The sequence below is a fragment of the Bradyrhizobium sp. Pha-3 genome (genome assembly GCF_042258325.1).
GTDB classification, from domain to species: Bacteria; Pseudomonadota; Alphaproteobacteria; order Rhizobiales; family Xanthobacteraceae; genus Bradyrhizobium; species Bradyrhizobium elkanii.
Genome location: NZ_CP170151.1, coordinates 3,147,724 through 3,167,872, shown reverse-complemented (window position 1 = coordinate 3,167,872; position 20,149 = coordinate 3,147,724). Strand labels below are relative to the sequence as shown.

Sequence of the window (20,149 nt, the reverse complement as noted above, 5' to 3'; positions counted from 1 at the left end):
GTTCGCGCTGGGAAAACGCGTCGCAACAAGAATCCAGAGCTCCGTTCCGATATAATCGGAACGGACGCTCTGGCGCCCGACCGATCAGCTGTTCATCGGCCAGATCGCCTCGGAGACGGCGGCCTGTTCCGGGAAGATCGTCACGAAGTTCTTCGCGGAGTACTGCAACAGCACCGGATCGGCGAAGTTGTTCTGCCCCATCTCGTCGAACTTGACGCGCCGCCAGGGCATGATGGTCTGATCGCCCGGCATATCGGTGGCGACCAGCGCCTCGCGGATCTTCTCGCCGTCGGTCGACTTGGCGCGGTTGATGGCGTCCGCCATCACGATCAGGCCCATGAACTGGCGCGACGAATAGTCGTTGAAGTCCTTGCCGGACTTGGCGCGGTACATCTCGTTGATGAGACCGACCATCGGCCGCTTCTGCGCTAGGTCGAGCGAGAAGCTGCCGCGCGAGATCACGCCCTCGAGCTTGTCGCCGACCGCGTCATAGGTCGCCTTTTCCGAGAAGCCGGCGTCTTGCGCCATGATGTTCTTCGGCTTGTAGCCGAGCTCGGCCATGGTCTTGACCAGGAGGATCGCGTCGGTGGTGTAGCTCGACGGCATCAGCACGTCGGCATTCGCCGCCTTGAGCTGCTGCACCTCGGCGGTCAGCGACGGCGAGTTGGCGCGGTACTTGATGTCGGCCACGATCTTGTAGCCGCGCTCGGCGGCGAGCTTGGTCTGCGCGTTCGCCGAATCGGTGCCGAAGATGGTGTCCTCGTGGAACAGCGCCAGCGTTTCGATCTTCTGGCCCTTCTTCTTCATCGCATCGAAGAAATCGAACATCGCGGTCGAGAACATCTCGTCATGCGGCGAGGCGCGGAAATAGTATTTCAGGCCGCGGCGATGCAGGCTCGGCGAGGAATTGTCGGCCGAGAGGAACGGAACGCCGTAGCGCTCGCAGATCTGGCTGGCGGTGACGGCGACCGCGCTCTGATAGGTGCCGATCACGGCGCAGACCTTGTCCTGCGTGATCAGGCGCTCGGCTTCGGCGCGACCCTTCTGCGGATCGGCCTGGTGGTCGGCGAACACGAGCTTGACCTTGGCGCCGCCGAGGCCGGACAGGCCCTCGCCCTTGGCGAGCGGCAGCGCGAAATCATAGGTCTTGTTGATGATGTCTGCCGCGGTCTCGAACGCGCGCTGCGCGTCGACGCCGATCTGGGCGCTGGCGCCCGACAGCGGATAGATCACGCCGATTGCCACTTCACTGGCCTGCGCGCGCGCGGCCATCGGGCCAAGTGCGGCGGCAGCGGTGGCACCCAGCAACACGTTACGGCGAGAGATCGTCATCGAAATTTCCCCTTGGTCAGCTTGTTATTATCGATGTGACGCTTGTAGCGCGCAGTAAAGCCTCAATGAATTGCACGAATTGCCTATTCAGAGCACAGCGAGCTGCTTGTTCCTGAGATCGGTCACCAGCATCAGGCCCGGCGAATGCGTGATCGCGAACGGCAGCTTCGCACTTGCGATCACCGATTGCGGCGTGACGCCACAGGCCCAGAACACCGGGATTTCGTCGTCGGCGACCGGTACCGCATCGCCGTAATCGGGCTTGGCGATATCCTTGATGCCGATCGCATGCGGATGGCCGAGATGGACCGGCGCGCCATGCACGGACGGAAAGCGCGAGGTGATCTGCACCGCGCGGATCGCATCCGCCGGCTTGAACGGGCGCATCGACACCACCATGGGTCCCGCGAACGGCCCCGACGGGCTGCAGGCGATATTGGTCCGGTACATTGGCACACGCAGATTGCGTTCAATGTGACGGATCGGCAGGCCCTCATCCAGCAGCGCCTCTTCAAACGAGTAGGAGCAGCCGAGCACGAAGGTGACGAGATCGTCGCGCCAGTATTTGGTGATGTCGGCCGGCTCGTCCGCCACCTCGCCGTCGCGCCAGACCCGGTAGCGCGGCACGTCGGTGCGGATGTCGAGGTCGAGGCCCAGCGCCGGAATGCGGGGATCGCCGACATCGGACATGCCGATGATCGGGCACGGTTTCGGATTGAGCTGGCAGAAGCGATGGAAGGCACCGGCGAGCTTTTCCGGCAGGATCGCGAGATTGCCCTGGACGAAGCCGTTCGCGAGACCGGCCGTGGTGGCCGAGGCCACGCCGTCACGGCAGGCGCGGCGCGCTTCGACGCTCGCCAGCACTGGTTCCCCTTGAGATCGCTGCACTGCCGCAAAAACAGTCATGGGATTCTCCTGCCCATAATCTCGACAAGGACAAACCAACACCAAGCGTGATATAATGTCTAATCGTCCTTTCTAATCAAAATCGATAAAACAGATTTATCGATCGGGAAAATGCTTCCAATGACGGACTTCCGCTCGATCGAGACATTCCTTTGGGTCGTCAAGCTCGGCAGCTTCCGCGGCGCCGCCCAGCGGCTCAACACCACCCAGCCGGCGATCTCCCAGCGCATTGCCCAGCTCGAGCGCGAAATGGGCGTCAAACTGCTCAACCGTGACCACCGGGTGGCCTCGCCGACCCCGAGTGGACGGCTGATGATGATCTATGCCGAGAAGCTGATCGGCCTGCGCTCGGAGATGATGGCCGAGGTCGGCGACCGTTCGGCGATGCGCGGCGCGCTGCGGCTCGGTGTCGCGGAGACCATCGTGCACACCTGGCTGCCGCGCCTCGTCAAGAGCGTCAACGAGATCTACCCCAACCTGTCACTCGAGATCGAGGTCGACATCACGCCCAATCTGACCGCGCGGCTGCTGGCGCAGGAGATCGAGCTCGCCTTCGTGCTTGGGCCGGTCTCGGCGTCCGGCGCGCACAACCATGTGCTGTGCGATTATCCGATCGGTTTCCTGGCGAGCCCGGCGCTCGGCCTCGGCGACGGCCCGGTGGCGCGGCAGGACCTGGCGCGGTTTCCGATCATCACCTTTCCGCGCAAGACCCAGCCCTACGAGACCGTACGCGCGCTGTTCAACGCCCCCGATCTGCCGCCGATCCGGCTGCACGCCTCGACCTCGCTCGCGACCGTGATCCACATGGCCAATGAAGGGCTTGGCATCGCGGTGATCCCGGCGGCGATCGTCGAGAACGAGCTTGCCGACGGACGGCTGCAACTGCTCGACACCGACCTCAAGCTGCCGCCCCTCACCTTCACCGCGAGCTGGCTCGCCTCGCCCGATGCGGTCGCCATCGAGCGTGTCGCCAATCTCGCCCGGCAGATCGCGCAGGCGAGCGTGGCGGTTGACGGCGCGAGAGTGGCGCGTCATGAAAAAACGATCGCGTAAAGGGAAGAGCCGCAATGAGCCGAGCCGCCACCAACCTGCAGATCGATTCCGCCCGCCTCTGGGGCACCATCCACGAAACCGCTCAGTTCGGTGCAACGCCCAAGGGCGGTGTGCGGCGGCTGACCCTGAGCGCCGAAGACAAGCAGGTGCGCGACTGGTTCCGCAAGGCGTGCGAGGACGCCGGCCTCGAGGTGCAGGTCGACGCGCTCGGCTCGATGTTCGGCTTGCGGAAAGGACGGGATATGTCGAAGCCGCCGATCGGCGTCGGCTCGCATCTCGACACCCAGCCGACCGGCGGCAAATATGACGGCATCCTCGGCACGCTGGCCGCGCTCGAAATGGTGCGCACGCTCAACGATGCCGGGATCGAGACCGAGCTGCCGATCTGCATCTGCAACTGGACCAATGAGGAAGGCTCGCGCTTTGCGCCGGCGATGATGGCATCGGCCGCCTATGTCGGCGACTTCACCACCGACGACATCCTGTCGCGCAAGGACGCCGAGGGCGTCACGGTGGCGCAGGCGCTGGACACGATCGGTTATCGCGGCGAGGCCCCGGTCGGCCGCCAGAAGTTCACCAGCTTCGTCGAGCTGCATATCGAGCAGGGCCCGATCCTGGAGGCCGAGAACAAGACCATCGGCGTGGTCGATTCCGGCCAGGGCGTGTTGTGGTACGACGGCAAGATCACCGGCTTCGAGAGCCACGCCGGCTCGACACCGATGCCGCTGCGCCGCGATGCGCTGGCGACGCTGTCGGAGATCGTGCTGGCGATGGAGAGCATCGCGAAGAAGCACGGCCCGAAGGCAGTCGGCACCATCGGCGAGGCCGTGATCGCCGCGCCCTCGCGCAACGTCATCCCCGGCGAGATCGCCTTCACGGTGGATTGCCGCAGCGCCGACGCCGCGATCATGGATGCGCTGGATCGCGACCTGCGTGCCGCTGTTACCGAGATCGCCGCGCGGCGCAAGGTCGAGGTGCAGCTCGATCTCGTCTGGCGCAAGGCGCCGACGCATTTCGACCCCAAACTGGTCGACGCGGTCGAGAACGCGGCGAAGCAGCTCGGCTATTCGCACCGCCGCATCACCTCCGGCGCCGGCCACGACGCCTGCAACCTCAACACGGTGATGCCGGCCGCGATGGTGTTCGTGCCCTGCAAGGACGGCATCAGCCATAATGAGCTGGAAGATGCCAAACAGACCGATTGCGCCGCCGGCGCCAACGTCCTGATGCATACGGTGCTGGCGCTCGCCGGCGTCGCGTCCTGATCTTCCTTTCTCCCCTCGATGGAGGCTTTCGTGCGCGCAGTGTTTGTCGACGCCAATGAATCGCTCGCTGTCATCACGGAGCGCCTGGAAAAATCAGGCGATCCCAGGATGCGGATCAACCGCAACCCGGACATCAAGTCCGAGGACTATCCAGCGGTGCTCGACGGCGCCGAGATCGCGGTGGTCGATCACACCGCGCTGCCGACCGATGTTGCGAAAAAGTGTACCGGCCTGAAGCATGTCGTGTTCCTCGGCACCGGCGCGCGCAGCTACATGAACCCGGAAGAGCTCGCCGAGCTCGGCATTTCCGTGCACCTGATCAAGGGGTATGGCGACACCGCGGTCGCGGAATCGGCGATCGCGCTGATGTGGTCGTCGGCGCGCGTGATCGCGCAGATGGACCGCGAGATGCGCGCCGGCAACTGGCTGCGCGAGGACGGCATGCAGCTCACCGGCAAGACGCTCGGCCTCGTCGGCTTCGGCGGCATCGCCGCCGAGGTCGCCCGCATCGCGCTCGGCAGCGGCATGAAGGTGATCGCCTGGAACCGGTCGCCCAAGAGCCATCCGGGCGTCGAGTTCGTCGAACTCGACACCGTGCTGGCGAGCAGCGACGTGGTCTCTATCCATCTGCTATTGAACGACGAGACCCGCGGCCTGATCACGCGCGCCAAGATCGCGAAGATGAAAAAGGGCGTGGTGCTGATCAACACCGCGCGCGGCGCGATCGTCGACGAGCAGGCGATGATCGATGCGCTCAATTCGGGCCACATCCGCCACGCCGGCCTCGACGTCTACAACATCGAGCCGCTGCCGAAGGATCATCCGTTGACGAAGATCCCGAACGTGACGCTGTCGGCGCACTCCGCCTTCCGCACGCCCGAGGCGAGCGAGAATTTGATCCACGCGGCGTGGGAGCACTGCCGCAGGATCGTGAAGGGGTAATTTCACCGTCGTCCCGGCCAAGCGAAGCGCGAGCCGGGACCCATAACCACCGCTTCACATTGTCACGAAGGCTGGGGCAACGGCGAGCCCCAACAACGAGACCCTGTGGTTATGGGTCCCTGCTTTCGCGGGGACGACAGCGCGGGGTTTGGCGACCAGTCACCCTCTCCCACAAGGGGAGGGGGTGAAAGAGCCTAATCCACCATCTCCGCGACGGCCTTGCCGCACGCCGTGGTGTCGGCATTGCCGCCGAGGTCGCGCGTGCGCAGCGTGCGTTCGCCGAGCGTGCGCTCGATCGCGCCGACGATGGCGCTAGCTGCCTGCTTCTCGCCGAGATGCTCCAGCATCATCGCGCCCGACCAGATCATGCCGATCGGGTTGGCAATGCCTTGGCCTGCAATATCAGGCGCCGAGCCATGGACCGGCTCGAACACCGAGGGGAAATCGCCTTCCGGATTGATGTTGCCCGACGGCGCGATGCCGATCGTGCCGGTGCAGGCCGGGCCGAGATCGGAAAGAATGTCCCCGAACAAATTGGAACCGACCACGACGTCGAACCAGTCCGGATGCAGCACGAAGTTCGCGGTCAGGATGTCGATGTGGTACTTGTCCCACTTCACGCCGGGATATTTCTTGGCCATCGCCTCCACGCGCTCGTCCCAGTAGGGCATGGTGATGGAGATGCCGTTCGACTTGGTCGCCGAGGTCAAATGCTTCTTCGGCCGCGACTGCGCCAGATCGAACGCGAATTTCAGGATGCGGTCGACGCCGGTGCGGGTCATCACGGTCTGCTGGGTGACGAATTCGCGGTCGGTGTCCGGGAACATGCGGCCGCCGACGGAAGAGTACTCGCCTTCGGTGTTCTCGCGCACCACCCAGAAATCGATGTCGCCGGGCTTGCGGTTCGCCAGCGGCGACGGCACGCCGGGCATCAGCCGCACCGGGCGCAGGTTGACGTACTGGTCGAACTCGCGGCGGAATTTTATGAGCGACCCCCACAGCGAGATGTGATCCGGGATCTTGGCCGGCCAGCCGACCGCGCCGAAATAGATCGCATCATGCTTGCCGATCTTGTCCTTCCAGTCGGCCGGCATCATCTCGCCGTGCTTCTCGTAATAGTCGTAGGAGGCGAAGTCGAAATGGTCGAACTTCATGTCGACGCCCTGCTTCTTCGCCGCCGTCTCGATGACGCGCAGGCCCTCCGGCATCACTTCCTTGCCGATGCCGTCACCGGGAATGACCGCAATCCGATACTGCTTCTTTGCGCTGCTCATCGAGAACACCCTTGTGATTTGCCCGGCCGGCAATGCCGCCTATTCTGATGGTCCTGCAATGGACCAAACTTCGCGCGAGCGCAACGCTGCAGTGCAGTGTTGACCGCGGCGCGACCCTGCCCCACCAAATTCGCCGACACCCTACTCCCCATACCAAGCGAGACATCCCATGGATCTGCATCTGCGCGGCAAGCGTGTCCTGATCACCGGCGCCTCCAAGGGCATTGGCGCGGCCGCCGCCGAAGCCTTTGCCGAGGAAGGCGCCAATTTGCTGCTCGCCGCCCGCAACGGCGAACAATTGAAGGCACTGGCCGAGCGGCTCCGATCGGCGCATCAGATCGATGCGGCGATCAGCGTCGTCGACCTGCGCAAATCGGAAGATCTGGCGCGATTGGCAAAGGAGGCCGCCGACATCGACATCCTCGTCAACAATGCCGGCGATATCCCGGGCGGCTCGATCGATAAGATCGACGAGGCGACCTGGCGGCATGCCTGGGAGCTCAAGGTGTTCGGTTACGTCAATCTGACGCGCGCGATCTACGCCCAGATGAAGGCGCGCGGCGGCGGCGTGATCGTCAACGACATCGGCGCGGCCGGCGAGAAGTTCGACGCCAACTACATCTGCGGCAGCGCCGGCAATGCGGCGCTGATGGCCTTCACCCGCGCGCTCGGCGGCAAGAGCCTCGCCGACAATATCCGCGTCGTCGGCATCAATCCCGGCCCTGTCGGCACCGACCGCCACGTCACGCTGCTCAAGACCCGCGCCAGGAACCAGTTCGGCGACGAGAACCGTTACAAGGAATTCCAGAAGGGCCTGCCGCTCGGCCGGCCCGCACATGCACGCGAGATCGGCGACCTGATGGCGTTCCTGGCGTCCGACCGCGCGGGCTATACGTCGGGCGTGATCTATACCGTGGATGGCGGGCTGACGTCGGGATGGGGATAACTAGCTCGCGCTAGCCATTCATTCCGCCGTCATCCTGAGGAGGCCGCAAAGCGGCCGTCTCGAAGGATGGGCCACGGACCACGCCACCCTTCGAGGCTCGCCCAGCGGCGCAATTGCGCCGCAAGGCTCGCACCTCAGGATGACGTACTCGCCGTCCGCTCGAATAGCTGCCGGATCAGCGTCGTGATGCGGCCCTGCGGCGCCAGCATCTGGTTCATGATGGAGAAATGATCGGCGCCGGCGATCTCCTCATAGGTCACCGGCAGGCCGTAACGGGCGCGATGGCCGGCGAAATCGGCGGTTTGCTTGCGCAGCAGCGGCAATTCGGCGCTGCCGACCACCAGCGACAGCGGCTTGGCCGTGCCGCCTTCCGCCATCATCGGCGAGTTGCGCCGCGAGGCCGCTTCGTCGAGCTTGAGCTTTTCGTTGAGGTAGGAATGCCTGATCGGCTCGAGGTCGTAGATCCCCGAGATCGCCATGCCGGCCCGGACATGGGCGTTCGACAGCGCCATCGATGTCAGATGTCCGCCGGCCGACCAGCCCGACACCACGATGCCCTCGGCAGCGGCCCCGAGCGCGGGCAACTGCCCGGCCAGAAAGTCGATGCCGGCATGGATCTCGGCGACGATGTCATCGAGCGTCGCATCCGGCGCGAGCGTATAGCCGATCAGCGCGACATTGATGCCATGGGCCATCGGCCCCTCGGCGAAGATCGTGAACACTTCCTTGGCACGGGTCTGCCAGTAGCCGCCGTGGATGAACAGCAGCGTCGGCGCGCCGTCGCGTGCCTTCAGGAAATCGATCCGGTTGCGCTCGCGCGGGCCGTATCTGAGGTCGAGATGGCCGGCGTACTTTTGCCGCAGTGCCGCCGAGCGCTGCTCCCAGCCCGCAGCGATTTCGGCGCTGCCCTTGACGGCAACGCCGTTGTTCAGACCGAGATCGCGCTCCTGTTGGCTCATCGCGCGCCGGTCCAGCGCGGAAAACAACGCTGCCATCCCTGCCCCTTCCGTTCACGTCGCATTGCCACGACGGCAGAAAATGTTCTACAGCACAAGCAAACAGAAGGCATAGGAGCAACGGCGCATGGCTGATCAGGGCTTGGTGAAGGAAACGGCGTGTGCCGTCGTCGAAAAGCTGAAGGCCGGCGACGTCACGCCGCTCGATCTGCTCGACGTGCTGGAGACGCGCATCGCCGAGGTGGACGGCAAGGTCAACGCACTGCCGACGCTCTGCTTCGACCGCGCCCGCAGCCACGCCAAGGCCCTGATGCAGAAACCTGTCAGCGAGCGCGGCCTGCTCGCGGGCCTTCCCGTTCCGATCAAGGACCTCACTGCCGTCGCCGGCGTGCTGACCACGCAGGGCTCGCCGATCTTCAAGGACAACATCCCGGCGAAGTCGGACATCCTGGTCGAGCGCCTCGAACAGAATGGTGGCGTGATCTACGCCAAGTCGAACACGCCGGAATTCGGCGCCGGCGCCAACACCTTCAACGAGGTGTTCGGTCCGACCCGCAATCCCTGGGACACATCGCGCTCGGCCGCCGGCTCCTCCGGCGGCGCCGCGGCGGCCCTTGCGAGCGGCACCGCGTGGCTCGCGCACGGCTCCGACATGGGCGGCAGTCTGCGCAACCCGGCGAGCTTCTGCGGCATCGTCGGCCTACGGCCGTCGATCGGCCGCGTCGCGCAAACGCCGAAATTCGGTGTCGACCGCACCCTCGGGGTGCAGGGACCAATGGCGCGCAATGTCGAGGACCTCGCGCTGCTGCTCGACGCGATGAGCGGCGAACATGCCGCCGATCCGCTGTCGCTGCCCGCACCGCCGACCTCGTTCCTGTCTGCGGCGCGTTCGAACCAGAAGCCGAAGCGCATCGCCTATTCGCCAGATCTCGGCATCACGCCGGTCGATCCCGAGGTCAGGGCGGTGACCCGCAAGGCGGCGGAGCGTTTCGCGGAAGCCGGTGCGATCGTCGAGGAGGCGCATCCCGATCTGCGCGAAGCCCATGAATGCTTCCACGTGTTGCGCGCGTTCGATTTCGCGATCAGCAAGGCCGAATTGCTGCGCACCAAGCGCGATTTGCTGAAGCCCGAGGTGATCTGGAACATCGAGGAAGGGTTGAAGCTCACGGTCGAGAAGCTCGAACGCGCCGAGGCGCAGCGCGTCGCGATGACGGCGCGTGCGCTCGAATTCTTCGACAAGTACGACCTGCTGCTGGCGCCCGCGACCATCGTGGCGCCATTCCCGGTCGAGAACCGCTATGTCGCCGAGTGCGACGGCAAGAAGTTCGACAACTACGTCGAATGGCTCGGCATCGTCTACGCGATTACGCTGGCCTGCTGTCCGGCGCTGTCGCTGCCCTGCGGCTTCACGGCGTCGGGTCTGCCGGTCGGTCTGCAAATGGTCGCCAAGCCGCGTGCCGAGGCGCAGCTCCTGGCCGGAGCAAAAGTGCTCGAGGATATTCTGGGCGTGCGCAGCACCACGCCGATCGATCCGCGGCCGCCGCGATCCTAACCCTTATGGTGGAGAGGTGGGCGACACCCTCCACTTCGTCATTGCGAGCGAAGCGAAGCAATCCATTGTCACCGAGCGCACAGAACGATGGATTGCTTCGTCGCTTCGCTCCTCGCAATGACCGGGCTATCTATTTCTATGGGATGAAGGGATAGGCTGCAGACGATCTGCCCTACGCCCTATCCTTCGTCGCCTGCAGCGCCACGGTGAGTGCCGCCTTGGTCTGCTCGACGATCTCGTCCAGCAACTCCTCGCGGCTGATCTGCGCGGACTCGCCGGTGAGCAGGCCCTGCTCGGCGAGCATCACGATGCCGTGCAGTCCGGCCCAGATCTTCAGCGCCTGCCGCTCGCGCAACAGCCCGACCGCCGGCGCCTCGAACGACTCGATCAGCAGTGCCAGCGTTTCCATCGCCGCGGTGTGCAGCTCGCTGCCCTTGGGCGCGCAGGCCATGGTGCGCGACGCGAACATCAGCCGGTAGATGCCGTGGCGCTCGAGCCCGAAGGCGAGCGCGGCCTGGGCAAAGCGCGACAGCTTCGAGCCTTTGCCCGACTGCTCGATCGCCTCGCGCATGATCACGTTGAACTGCCGGAATGCTTCCGCGGTCACCGCCTCCAGCAGCGCCTCGCGGTCGGCGAAATGCCGGTACGGCGCCGGCTGCGAGACGCCGAGCTGCTTGGCCAGCGCCTTGATGCTGATCGCCTCGGGACCACCCAGCTCGACCTCGCGTAACGCGGCCTGGATCAGGGCTTCGCGGAGGTCGCCATGGTGGTAGGTTTTGAACGGCTTACGAACGATTTGTCCCATTGCGGCAATGATCGCTGAATTTTCGCTTGACGCGCAAGCGCGACGATAATGTAATACGCTATAACTTGGCGATCCGGTTAAGAGGCCGGCCGCCCAAGCAAGCCAAGAACTTGCCTGAACAAGAACTTGCCTGAACAAGACTTGCATAAACTGGATTGAGGAACCGGGCGCAACCCACAATGCGCCAAAGCCGAGGGAGGATGCTTGCATGTCCAAGCTCAAAATCCGCGTCGACCAGGACAAGTGCCAGGGTCACGCCCGCTGCAAATCACTCGCTCCCGAACTGTTCGAGCTCGACGAATACGGCAACGCCCATGAGGTCGGCGACGGGACCGTCCCGGCCGGGCTCGAGGACAAGGCCTGGCTCGCGCAGACCAATTGCCCGGAAATCGCGATCGAAGTCACCGAGGAATGACGGCCAGCCGGGAACGGCCGCGCGCCGCCCGTTGAGCCGCCAGCGTTTGATCGAACGAGAAGGAAACGAGCTGATGTCCGATTCCCCGTCCGCAAGCTATCTGCCCGAACATCCCCCGGTATCCGACTGGGTGCACGATTTCGACCATACCGATCCGGTCTGGACCGACGACCCGTTCCCGATCTGGGAGACGCTGCGCGCGGCTTCGCCCGTCGTGCATACCGAGCGTTTCCTCGGCTGCTACATGCCGACCACCTATCAGGCGGTGAAGGAGATCGCCTACGACACCGAGCACTTCTCCTCGCGCCGCGTCATCGTGCGCGACGTTCGCCCCGAGATTACCGCTCGCGCACCGCCGATCACCTCCGATCCGCCGGAGCACAAGCCCGCCAAGCAGGTGCTGCTGCCGCCGTTCACGCCGGACGCGATGAAGCGGCTGGAGCCGCGGGTGCGCGCGATCTGCAACGAGCTGATCGACGACTTCATCGCCGATGGCCACTGCGACGCCGCCGCGCGCTACACCAAGCACATCCCGGTGCGCGCCATCGCCCATATGCTGGGGATTCCCGAGAAGGACGGCGATCTCTTCATCAAATGGATCCACCAGATCCTCGAGCTCGGCATCAAGAACGAAGACGAGCTGATGAACGGCGTCCGCGAGATGACCGGCTACTTCATGGCCCATCTCGAGCAGCGCAAGCTTGAGCCGGGCGATGATCTGATCTCGCAGCTGCTGCGGGCCAAGGGCCCCGGCGGCCAGCCGCTCACCGACGAGCACGTGCTCGGCTCGCTGCGGCTGCTGCTGATCGCCGGCATCGACACCACCTGGAGCGCGATCGGCTCCTCGCTCTGGCACCTCGCCAAGACGCCGGCCGATCGCGAGCGCCTGATCGCGGAGCCGGCACTGATCCCGACCGCGATCGAGGAATTCCTGCGCGCCTATTCGCCGGTGACGATGGCGCGCGAGGTGATGAAGGAGACCACGATCTCCGGCTGCCCGGTGAAGGCGGGCAACATGGTGCTGCTGTCCTTCCCCGCCGCCAACCGCGACCCCGCCATGTTCCCCGATGCGGACAAGGTGGTGATCGACCGCAAGGAGAACCGCCACGCCGCCTTCGGCCTCGGCATTCACCGCTGCGTCGGTTCCAACCTCGCGCGTATGGAGATGCAGGTTGCGATCGAGGAATGGCTGAAGCGGATCCCCGATTTCCGGCTCGATCCGGCCGGTAAGGTCACCTGGTCGGAAGGCACGGTGCGCGGCCCGCGTCAGCTCCCCGTTCTGTTCGGCAACAACGCCTGAGGAACCGGACAGCGGTTACATCACGTGACCCAATGAGGTAGCTTGCCCCGGAATCGAACCGACGAGTCCGGGAGCAATGCTATGTCCGAACAAACCGCTCAGCCCGCGAGCGACCATCTCGACATCCACGACGTCGAGCGGCGGGTGAAGGCGATCTTCATCGGCTCGGTCGGCAATCTCGTCGAGTGGTACGATTTTTACGCTTACACGGCGTTTGCGCTGTATTTCGCGCCGGCGTTCTTCCCGCACAGCGACCCGGTGGTGCAGCAGCTCAATGCCGCCGTGCTGTTTGCCGCGACCTTCCTGATGCGCCCGCTCGGCGGCTGGCTGTTCGGCTACATCGCCGACCGCTATGGCCGGCGGCTGTCGCTGACACTGTCCGTTGTCTGCATGTGCTTCGGCTCGCTGATCATCGCGGTGACGCCGACCTATGCCACGATCGGCATCGCGGCCCCGGCGATCCTGGCGCTGGCCCGCGTGATCGAGGGCCTGAGTCTCGGCGGCGAATATGGCGCCAGCGCCACCTATCTCAGCGAGGTCGCCGATCCCAAGCACCGCGGCTTCTATTCCAGCTTTCAGTACGTCACGCTGATCGGCGGCCAGCTCACCGCGATCATCGTGCTGCTGTTGCTGCAGAAGGTGTTCCTGACGCCGGACGAGCTGAAGGCCTGGGGCTGGCGGATTCCGTTCGTGATCGGCGCCATGCTCGCGATCGTCGCCGCGGTGATGCGGCGCGGCCTGCATGAGACCGAGGCGTTCGAGGAGGCCAAGAAGGTCTCCAAGCCGACCGGCTCGATCGTCGGCCTGCTGAACTATCCGCGCGAATTGCTGCTGGTGGTCGGCCTCACCGCCGGCGGCACCGCGGCGTTCTATACCTTCACCACCTACATGCAGACCTTCGTCAAGCTGTCGGTCGGCCTCACCGAGGACCAGACCACCTTCGTGATCTTCGGCTCGCTGATCTTCGCGACCATCCTGCAGCCGATCTATGGCGGGCTCTCCGACAAAATCGGCCGCAAGCCGCTGCTGATCTTCTTCGGCATCGCCGGCACGCTCGGCACGATCCCGATCCTGACCGCGCTGAAGGACACCAAGTCGCCGTTCATGGCCTTCCTTCTGATCTGCGGCGCCTGGATCTTCGTCGCCGGCTACACCTCGATCAACGCGATCGTGAAGGCCGAGCTGTTTCCGACCAATGTCCGCGCGCTCGGCGTCGGCCTGCCCTATGCCATCACGGTGTCGATCTTCGGCGGCACCGCGCCGGCGGTCGCGCTCTACTTCAAGAGCATCGGGCATGAGGACTGGTTCTACTACTATCTCAGCGGCATGATTTTTCTGTCGCTGCTGATCTATTCGACGATGCGCGATACCAAGCGCGACTCCGCGATGCATCGCCACGAATGATCGCACGACGCCATGACCGACGATAACGAACCGCCCGAGAGCAAGCTGACGCGCAGCAAGCAGCGCTGGGCACGCGAAGGCAAATTCCTCACCGGCAAGGTCACCCGCCCGGAGGAGCAGCGCCTGCCGCCGGGTCAGCATCTGACGGCGGACTGGCCGGTGCTCGATCTCGGGCTGATGCCGAACATCTCGCAGGAGCGCTGGCGGCTCGACGTCTACGGCGCGGTCGAGCAGACCATCTACTGGACCTGGCAGCAGTTCATGGCGCAGCCGCAGACGCAATTCGTCTCGGACATCCACTGCGTCACGACCTGGTCGCGCTACGACAATCAGTGGGAGGGGCTCGCCACCCGCGACCTGCTCGCCGCCTGCCAGCCGCGCGAGGATGCGCGGTTCGTGGCACTGCATTCTTATGACGGCTATACGACGAACCTGCCGCTTGAGGACTTCGCCGCCGAGGACGCGCTGCTCGCCCATAGCTGGTCGGGCAAGCCGCTGGAGCAGGAGCATGGCGGCCCGGTGCGGCTCGTGGTGCCGCACCTGTATTTCTGGAAGAGCGCGAAGTGGCTGCAGCGCATCGAATTCCTCACCGAGGACGCGCCCGGCTTCTGGGAGGTCCGCGGTTATCACAATCGCGGTGATCCCTGGACCGAACAGCGCTATTCTGGCGACTGACAAACCAACAAGATGATGGAGCCTGCCCGTGCCGCACGAACGCTTTCAATTCACCGGTGTGGGCGGCCATCAGCTGGCCGCCGCGCTTGACACGCCCGACGGGCCGATCGAGGCCTATGCGCTGTTCGCGCACTGCTTCACCTGCGGCAAGGACGTGCTGGCCGCAAAGCGCATCGCGGTTGCGCTCGCGGCCAAGGGCATCGCTACGCTGCGCTTCGACTTCACCGGCCTCGGCTCCAGCGAGGGCGAGTTCGCCAACTCGACCTTCACGTCGAACGTCGCCGATCTCGTCCGCGCCGCCGACCATTTGCGCGAGACGCGCAAGGCGCCCGCGATCCTGATCGGCCACAGCCTCGGCGGCGCCGCGATCCTCGCCGCCGCAGGCCGGATCCCCGAGGCCAAGGCGGTCGCCACCATCGCCGCGCCGTCCGATCCCGTCCATGTCACGCATTTCTTCAAGGACCGGATCGAGGACATCCGCGCGCAGGGTGAAGGCGAAGTCTCGCTCGCCGGCCGCCCGTTCCGCATCAAGCGAGAATTCCTCGACGACGTCGCCGAGCAGAATCTGATGGCGCAGGTGAAGCAGCTGCACAAGGCGCTGCTGATCATGCATTCGCCGACCGACGACACCGTCGGCATCGACAACGCCACGCATATCTTCAGCGCCGCTAGGCACCCCAAAAGCTTCGTCTCGCTAGCCGGCGCCGATCATCTCCTGAGCGGCAAGCAGGATGCCGCCTATGTCGCCGACGTGATCGGCGCCTGGGCCGAACGCTACGTCGAACTCGCGCCGCAGCCGGCGGCAGATACCGGCACTGCGCCGCGCAACGTCGTGGTGCAGGAGACTCGGGCCGGCAAGTTTCAGCAGATCGTCACGGCAGGCCCGCATCGCATGCTGGCCGACGAGCCGGTCGCCGTCGGCGGCCAGGATTCCGGCCCCGGGCCGTACGACTTCGTGCTGGCCGGGTTAGGTGCCTGCACCTCGATGACGATGCGGATGTATGCCGACCGCAAGTCGCTGCCGCTCGATCGCGTCACGGTGACGCTCACGCACAGCAAGATCTAGCGAAGGATTGCGAGGAGTGCGAGACGCGCGAGGGCATGCTCGACCAGATCGACCGCGTCATCAGGATCGAGGGCGAACTCGACGCCGACCAGCGCAAGCGGCTGATGGAGATCGCCGACAAGTGCCCGGTGCACAAGACGCTGACGTCGGAGGTACGGATCGTCACCAAGGCGGCGGAGTGAGCCCGCGACGCAGCGACATGGGCCGAGCCGTAGCAGCATGTCCGCTGCGTCCCCCCTCCCGCCTGCAGGCCGTCGCAGGGGCGCGCTGAAAATATCGAAAACAACCCCATGCAAAGGTGCCGGCGGCCGCCGGCGCTCGACAAGGCGACTTGACACGTCGGGCAACTCAGGGATATTCTTCCATTATTCCGAAATCGTGCGAGCACCCCTCTACCCACGCGCAATGCGCTTGCCGGTCAGGCAGTTCGCCATGATCCGCACCGCGGCGCCGATCTCGTTCTCGCGCCAGGCGGCGAAGCCGAGCAACAGGCCGTGGTCGCGCGGCCGCTCCAGCGCGAGGCTCGACAGCGCGCGCACCTCGACCCCTGCGGCCACCAGCCGGGCCACGGCGTTCCGGTCCGCGGTGCCATCCTTGAAGCGGGCAATCAACTGCATGCCGCCCGGCGGGACCTCGGCCGTGAGCACCTCGCCGAGCTGCCGCGCCAGCGCCGTAGCGAGGTGGTCGCGGCGCGCGCGATAGATGCGCCGCATCCGCCTGACATGCGCCAGGAAATGCCCGTCGGCCATGAAGCCGGCCAGCGCTTCCTGGACATGCACGGAGGCGATCAGCCCGAGATGGCGCTGCGCGATCTCCATCGTCCGTGCCAGCTGTGGCGGCACCACCAGATAGCCGATGCGGATATCGGCCGTCATCGCCTTGGCGAAGGTGCCGAGATAGAGCACGCGTCCCTCGCGATCGAGCCCCTGCAGCGCCGGCATCGGGCGACTGTCATAGTGAAACTCGCCGTCGTAATCGTCCTCGACGATCCAGGTCTTGCCGGGCTCGGCGGAAGCCAGCAGCTCGGTGCGGCGCGCGACAGGCATCACCCGTCCGGTCGGGTGCTGATGCGACGGCGTCGCGAAGATGAGCTTCGGCGCGCGTGTCGCGCGCATCCGCATCATGCCCCATTGATCGAGCCTGACGCCGACGACGTCGGCGCCGGCCGCGCGAAACGCCGCCGCGGCGCCGGGATAGCCGGGATCCTCGGTCCACACCGCATCACCGGCCACGATGGTGGTCGCGGCAATCAGCGTCAGCGCCGCCTGCGCCGTCGGCAGGATCAGGATCTGATCGGCCTCGGCACGCACCCCGCGGCTGACTTCAAGGTAGTCGCATAAGGCTTCGCGCAGACTTGGCCGGTTGACCACGGTTTGGTCGTTGAAGCGGCGACGCAGCGCGCTGCGGCGCAGGCAGCGGGCCCAGATCTCGTGCGGAAACTCGCGCGCGTCCGCGAGCCCGGGACGGAGCGGCCGGAAATCCGCCTGGTACGACAGCGGCCAATCGGCATCGGAGAGCTGCAAGGCCCACGGCGATAGCAACGGTTTGCTGGCGGCCTCGCGCTTTGGCGCCAGCGCAGGTTTGGCGAAGCGCGCTTCGATATCGTCGGTCACAACCGGCCGCCGCCGCGCCGCGACCCGCAGATATCCTTCGGCGGCCAACTGCTCATAGGCATGCGTCACGGTGTTGCGCGCCACGTCGAGCTCGGCCGCAAGGCTGCGGCTCGACGGCAGCATGGCGCCGCTCCTGATCCGGCCGCTCGCCATCAGCGCGCGCAGCTGCTGGGTCAGCTGCGCGGCCAGCCCGGCATCGTCCGATCGCTTCAGCGCGAGCAATTCGGCAAGGATCAATCTGGCTCCATCGTTCTACACAATCTGGCTCTTTCGAGAGAGCCAGCCTGATCCTATTCACAAGCGGGTATCGCCCGCAAGGATTCTGCCGTGAACCAGTCACTCTCCCCCGCCAAGGCGGCCGCCCTGTTCATCGTCGTGGTGCTGGCCTGGGGCATCAACTGGTCGGTCACGAAATCGCTGGTCGAGGCGGTGCCGCCGCTGTGGACCGCATCGATCCGCAGCTGGGTCGCCCTGATCGCGCTGCTGGTGATCCTGCGCGCCAGCGGCAATTTGATCATTCCGCGTATCGCCGATGTCCCCGTGGTGCTCAGCGTGGCGCTGCTGCACATGACGTTCTTCTCGACGCTGGTCGCCGCCGGCCTGCGCTATCTCCCGGCCAGCAAGGGCGTCGTGCTCGGCTACACCACGCCGCTCTGGGTCGCGCTCGCAGCAGGCGCCGCGCGGACTGAACGGCTCGGGACATTGAAGCTGATTGGCGTCGCCTCCGGGCTCGCCGGGCTCTGCGTGATCCTCAACCCGGCGTCGCTGGACTGGAGCAATCTGCACGTCCTCGCCGGCGCCGGCATGATCATCATCGCCGCGATCTGCTGGGCCGCGAACATCATCTACATCCGCTCGCACCGCTGGATCGCGACGCCGCTGCAATTGCTGCTGTGGCAGGTGCTGGTCGCGACGCTGGTGCTGACGATGTCGGCGCTGATCACCGAGGGCGTGCCCGAGGTGACATGGTCGCCACACCTCCTGCTGCTGTTCCTCTATTCCGGCTTCATCGGCACGGCGCTGGCCTATTGGGCGATGTCGATGGTTAACAAGAGCCTGCCGGCGCTAACGACCTCGCTCGGCACCACAGCGACGCCGATCGTCGGCATCGTGACCGCGGCACTCTTGCTCGGCGAGCCGATCGATCTCTCGCTGGCGATTGCCGCGGCCCTGATCGTCGGCGGGATCGCGCTGAGTTCGCTGGCGGATGCGCCGGCTCGCGCGTAATGAGGGCCTGTACCCATAGATTCGTCACGTTCGCTTCGGTCTCGGAAGTTGACGTCGAAACCGACGTCGCTGCATGTCGGCCTTGGGCCAAAACCGAAAGTGGCCATTGCGAGCTGGCTTTCGGACATCAACTTCTGAGCCGGATCGGGGCTTTTTCAGTTCGTAGCCGCTTCGAGATTATCTGACGACTCGACATCAGTTGCGCCCAGGGCGTATGAGCGAGCCTACGCGGCTCAACAATGGCATTTGGAGTGTTTCCGATAGTGGGCACCAGCGGTTTGATGTCGATTGACCTCGGGTTACGAGGCGCCGTCGTAGCATTGTGCCTGCTGATCGCATCTATGGCGCTACGCGATCGCCGCGATAGCACGGCCGCACTGCTGGGCGCCGCGCTCGCAATCGGCGCCGCGGCTTCGATGGTCTGCTCGGCGCCCACGTTCCCGCGGCCATTTGCGTGGTGGGGCCTGTTGCTACTGGCGTTGTCCAGCGCGAACTGTGTCGTGTTCTGGCTATGGGCGCGTGCTGCCTTCGATGACGATTTCGTACCACGGCCTTGGCATGGCGTCTTGTGGGCGGCCGTCGCCGTCGCACAATGGCTGGACGCCAGCGGAGTCACCAGATCGGCCGCGCTCGAGCTTGCGATCGAACGCACGCTGTCGTTTGCCTTTCTCGGCCTGGCCCTGTTGGCGGTGGCGCAGACGCTTGTCACTTGGCCGGCGGACCTTGTGCAAGGCCGGCGTGGGCTCCGGCTGGTCGTCCTGATCGGCGCGTCGGCCCAAATCGTTCTCAACTCTTACTTGAGCTTCCTGCAGCAGCCCTCGCATCCCACTTTTTCTATGACTAGCGTTGCCAACGCCTTCGTTCTGTTCGTGTTAGTTGGTTTGAGCACATGGAATCTGCTGGAGGCGGGGACGCGGAAAGGTTCGATCCTGCTGCCCGCAGCAAACGTCCCCCCCAGCGCGCCAACCAAGGCGTCTGACGCAACGATTGAACCGGCTCTCCTGCGCCGGTTGGAACAGCTCATGACCGTCGAGCGCATCTACCGGCGTGAGGGGTTGACCATCAAATTGCTATCCGTCGAGCTTGGCGTGCCGGAGTACCGGCTGCGGCAACTTATCAACGAGGGCCTCGGTTATCGCAATTTCAATGCGTTCCTCAATCATTACCGGATCGGGGAAGCCAAGGCAGCGCTGGTCGACCCTGAACAAGTAGAAGTCCCGGTGCTGACAATTGCCATGGACACAGGTTTCCAGTCGATCGGGCCGTTCAACCGCGCCTTCAAGGCGGCGACCAATTTGACCCCAACCGAATTCCGCCGTCTCTCAATGGCGGGAAATGCAGCCCGTGGCACGACCGATTGAAGAATCGGCCAGTCGTTTAGAAATCGGCCAGCCGAACTGCGGGAATCGGCGAGAAGG

The 20,149-nt window shown here is 65.0% G+C and carries 17 protein-coding genes and 1 pseudogene; 12 read left to right on the top strand and 6 right to left on the bottom strand.

The window, feature by feature from the left end:
* Window positions 1-84 precede the first annotated feature (84 nt).
* Window positions 85-1,332, bottom strand: a complete 1,248-nt coding sequence (locus ACE10X_RS14760; RefSeq protein ID WP_375764281.1) for an ABC transporter substrate-binding protein — start codon at window positions 1,330-1,332, stop codon at window positions 85-87.
* A gap of 87 nt (window positions 1,333-1,419) precedes the next feature.
* Window positions 1,420-2,238, bottom strand: coding sequence for a putative hydro-lyase (locus ACE10X_RS14755; protein WP_028338764.1), 819 nt, complete (start codon window positions 2,236-2,238; stop codon window positions 1,420-1,422).
* 120 nt (window positions 2,239-2,358) lie between these two features.
* On the opposite strand from ACE10X_RS14755, the gene ACE10X_RS14750 reads away from it, so the two are divergent.
* From ACE10X_RS14750 to ACE10X_RS14740, 3 genes are read left to right on the top strand one after another with little or no spacing between them, the layout of a single operon-like run.
* Window positions 2,359-3,291: a LysR family transcriptional regulator gene (locus tag ACE10X_RS14750; RefSeq protein WP_038387987.1), complete on the top strand. Its 933-nt coding sequence runs from the start codon at window positions 2,359-2,361 to the stop codon at window positions 3,289-3,291.
* Between the two features lie 14 nt (window positions 3,292-3,305).
* Window positions 3,306-4,556 carry a Zn-dependent hydrolase gene (locus tag ACE10X_RS14745; protein ID WP_038387986.1) on the top strand — a complete coding sequence of 417 codons (1,251 nt, stop codon included), beginning with the start codon at window positions 3,306-3,308 and terminating at the stop codon, window positions 4,554-4,556.
* A gap of 30 nt (window positions 4,557-4,586) precedes the next feature.
* Entirely contained in the window at window positions 4,587-5,498 is a 912-nt protein-coding gene (locus ACE10X_RS14740; protein WP_038387998.1) for an NAD(P)-dependent oxidoreductase, read from the top strand.
* Window positions 5,499-5,692: 194 nt separating this feature from the next.
* Here the strand turns inward: ACE10X_RS14740 and ACE10X_RS14735 are convergent, their stop codons facing one another.
* The gene (locus ACE10X_RS14735; protein WP_038387997.1) at window positions 5,693-6,772 is read right to left on the bottom strand and encodes a tartrate dehydrogenase; all 1,080 of its coding nucleotides are present in this window, start codon (window positions 6,770-6,772) and stop codon (window positions 5,693-5,695) included.
* Between the two features lie 169 nt (window positions 6,773-6,941).
* Here ACE10X_RS14735 and ACE10X_RS14730 point away from each other — a divergent pair, with 169 nt between their 5' ends.
* A complete protein-coding gene (locus tag ACE10X_RS14730) occupies window positions 6,942-7,718 on the top strand; it encodes an SDR family oxidoreductase (protein ID WP_028338769.1) in 777 nt (258 codons plus the stop codon).
* A gap of 134 nt (window positions 7,719-7,852) precedes the next feature.
* Here ACE10X_RS14730 and ACE10X_RS14725 read toward each other — a convergent pair whose 3' ends face one another.
* Window positions 7,853-8,713, bottom strand: a complete 861-nt coding sequence (locus tag ACE10X_RS14725) for an alpha/beta hydrolase (RefSeq protein ID WP_038387985.1) — start codon at window positions 8,711-8,713, stop codon at window positions 7,853-7,855.
* Window positions 8,714-8,801: 88 nt separating this feature from the next.
* On the opposite strand from ACE10X_RS14725, the gene ACE10X_RS14720 reads away from it, so the two are divergent.
* Complete coding sequence (locus ACE10X_RS14720; RefSeq protein WP_038387984.1) at window positions 8,802-10,226, top strand: amidase; 1,425 nt, start codon at window positions 8,802-8,804, stop codon at window positions 10,224-10,226.
* A 172-nt stretch (window positions 10,227-10,398) separates the two neighbouring features.
* Here the strand turns inward: ACE10X_RS14720 and ACE10X_RS14715 are convergent, their stop codons facing one another.
* Complete coding sequence (locus tag ACE10X_RS14715; RefSeq protein ID WP_038387983.1) at window positions 10,399-11,031, bottom strand: TetR/AcrR family transcriptional regulator; 633 nt, start codon at window positions 11,029-11,031, stop codon at window positions 10,399-10,401.
* A 208-nt stretch (window positions 11,032-11,239) separates the two neighbouring features.
* Between ACE10X_RS14715 and ACE10X_RS14710 the strand changes: the two genes are divergently transcribed.
* The 5 genes and pseudogenes from ACE10X_RS14710 (at window position 11,240) to ACE10X_RS14690 (ending at window position 16,073) form a co-directional block, all read left to right on the top strand.
* On the top strand, window positions 11,240-11,446 hold the full coding sequence (locus tag ACE10X_RS14710; protein ID WP_038387982.1) for a ferredoxin: 207 nt from the start codon (window positions 11,240-11,242) through the stop codon (window positions 11,444-11,446).
* 73 nt (window positions 11,447-11,519) lie between these two features.
* A complete protein-coding gene (locus tag ACE10X_RS14705; protein ID WP_038387981.1) occupies window positions 11,520-12,746 on the top strand; it encodes a cytochrome P450 in 1,227 nt (408 codons plus the stop codon).
* A gap of 81 nt (window positions 12,747-12,827) precedes the next feature.
* Window positions 12,828-14,150 carry an MFS transporter gene (locus tag ACE10X_RS14700; RefSeq protein WP_038387980.1) on the top strand — a complete coding sequence of 441 codons (1,323 nt, stop codon included), beginning with the start codon at window positions 12,828-12,830 and terminating at the stop codon, window positions 14,148-14,150.
* Window positions 14,151-14,162: 12 nt separating this feature from the next.
* Window positions 14,163-14,825, top strand: coding sequence for a sulfite oxidase-like oxidoreductase (locus ACE10X_RS14695; protein WP_304556538.1), 663 nt, complete (start codon window positions 14,163-14,165; stop codon window positions 14,823-14,825).
* 28 nt (window positions 14,826-14,853) lie between these two features.
* Window positions 14,854-16,073, top strand: a pseudogene (locus tag ACE10X_RS14690) (alpha/beta fold hydrolase).
* Between the two features lie 210 nt (window positions 16,074-16,283).
* Here ACE10X_RS14690 and ACE10X_RS14685 read toward each other — a convergent pair.
* Complete coding sequence (locus tag ACE10X_RS14685) at window positions 16,284-17,741, bottom strand: PLP-dependent aminotransferase family protein (RefSeq protein ID WP_080583564.1); 1,458 nt, start codon at window positions 17,739-17,741, stop codon at window positions 16,284-16,286.
* Between the two features lie 90 nt (window positions 17,742-17,831).
* Between ACE10X_RS14685 and ACE10X_RS14680 the strand changes: the two genes are divergently transcribed.
* Together ACE10X_RS14680 and ACE10X_RS14675 are read left to right on the top strand one after the other, a co-directional pair.
* Window positions 17,832-18,731, top strand: a complete 900-nt coding sequence (locus tag ACE10X_RS14680) for a DMT family transporter (protein WP_038387975.1) — start codon at window positions 17,832-17,834, stop codon at window positions 18,729-18,731.
* Window positions 18,732-19,012: 281 nt separating this feature from the next.
* Window positions 19,013-20,092 carry an AraC family transcriptional regulator gene (locus tag ACE10X_RS14675; protein ID WP_038387974.1) on the top strand — a complete coding sequence of 360 codons (1,080 nt, stop codon included), beginning with the start codon at window positions 19,013-19,015 and terminating at the stop codon, window positions 20,090-20,092.
* Window positions 20,093-20,149: the final 57 nt, after the last annotated feature.

Bases quoted from the DNA above. Each gene is read 5' to 3' on its own strand.
- ACE10X_RS14760 (WP_375764281.1), bottom strand. From the start codon at position 1,332: ATGACGATCTCTCGCCGTAACGTGTTGCTGGGTGCCACCGCTGCCGCC.
- ACE10X_RS14755 (WP_028338764.1), bottom strand. From the start codon at position 2,238: ATGACTGTTTTTGCGGCAGTGCAGCGATCTCAAGGGGAACCAGTGCTG.
- ACE10X_RS14750 (WP_038387987.1), top strand. From the start codon at position 2,359: ATGACGGACTTCCGCTCGATCGAGACATTCCTTTGGGTCGTCAAGCTC.
- ACE10X_RS14745 (WP_038387986.1), top strand. From the start codon at position 3,306: ATGAGCCGAGCCGCCACCAACCTGCAGATCGATTCCGCCCGCCTCTGG.
- ACE10X_RS14735 (WP_038387997.1), bottom strand. From the start codon at position 6,772: ATGAGCAGCGCAAAGAAGCAGTATCGGATTGCGGTCATTCCCGGTGAC.
- ACE10X_RS14730 (WP_028338769.1), top strand. From the start codon at position 6,942: ATGGATCTGCATCTGCGCGGCAAGCGTGTCCTGATCACCGGCGCCTCC.
- ACE10X_RS14725 (WP_038387985.1), bottom strand. From the start codon at position 8,713: ATGGCAGCGTTGTTTTCCGCGCTGGACCGGCGCGCGATGAGCCAACAG.
- ACE10X_RS14720 (WP_038387984.1), top strand. From the start codon at position 8,802: ATGGCTGATCAGGGCTTGGTGAAGGAAACGGCGTGTGCCGTCGTCGAA.
- ACE10X_RS14715 (WP_038387983.1), bottom strand. From the start codon at position 11,031: ATGGGACAAATCGTTCGTAAGCCGTTCAAAACCTACCACCATGGCGAC.
- ACE10X_RS14710 (WP_038387982.1), top strand. From the start codon at position 11,240: ATGTCCAAGCTCAAAATCCGCGTCGACCAGGACAAGTGCCAGGGTCAC.
- ACE10X_RS14705 (WP_038387981.1), top strand. From the start codon at position 11,520: ATGTCCGATTCCCCGTCCGCAAGCTATCTGCCCGAACATCCCCCGGTA.
- ACE10X_RS14700 (WP_038387980.1), top strand. From the start codon at position 12,828: ATGTCCGAACAAACCGCTCAGCCCGCGAGCGACCATCTCGACATCCAC.
- ACE10X_RS14695 (WP_304556538.1), top strand. From the start codon at position 14,163: ATGACCGACGATAACGAACCGCCCGAGAGCAAGCTGACGCGCAGCAAG.
- ACE10X_RS14675 (WP_038387974.1), top strand. From the start codon at position 19,013: ATGTCGATTGACCTCGGGTTACGAGGCGCCGTCGTAGCATTGTGCCTG.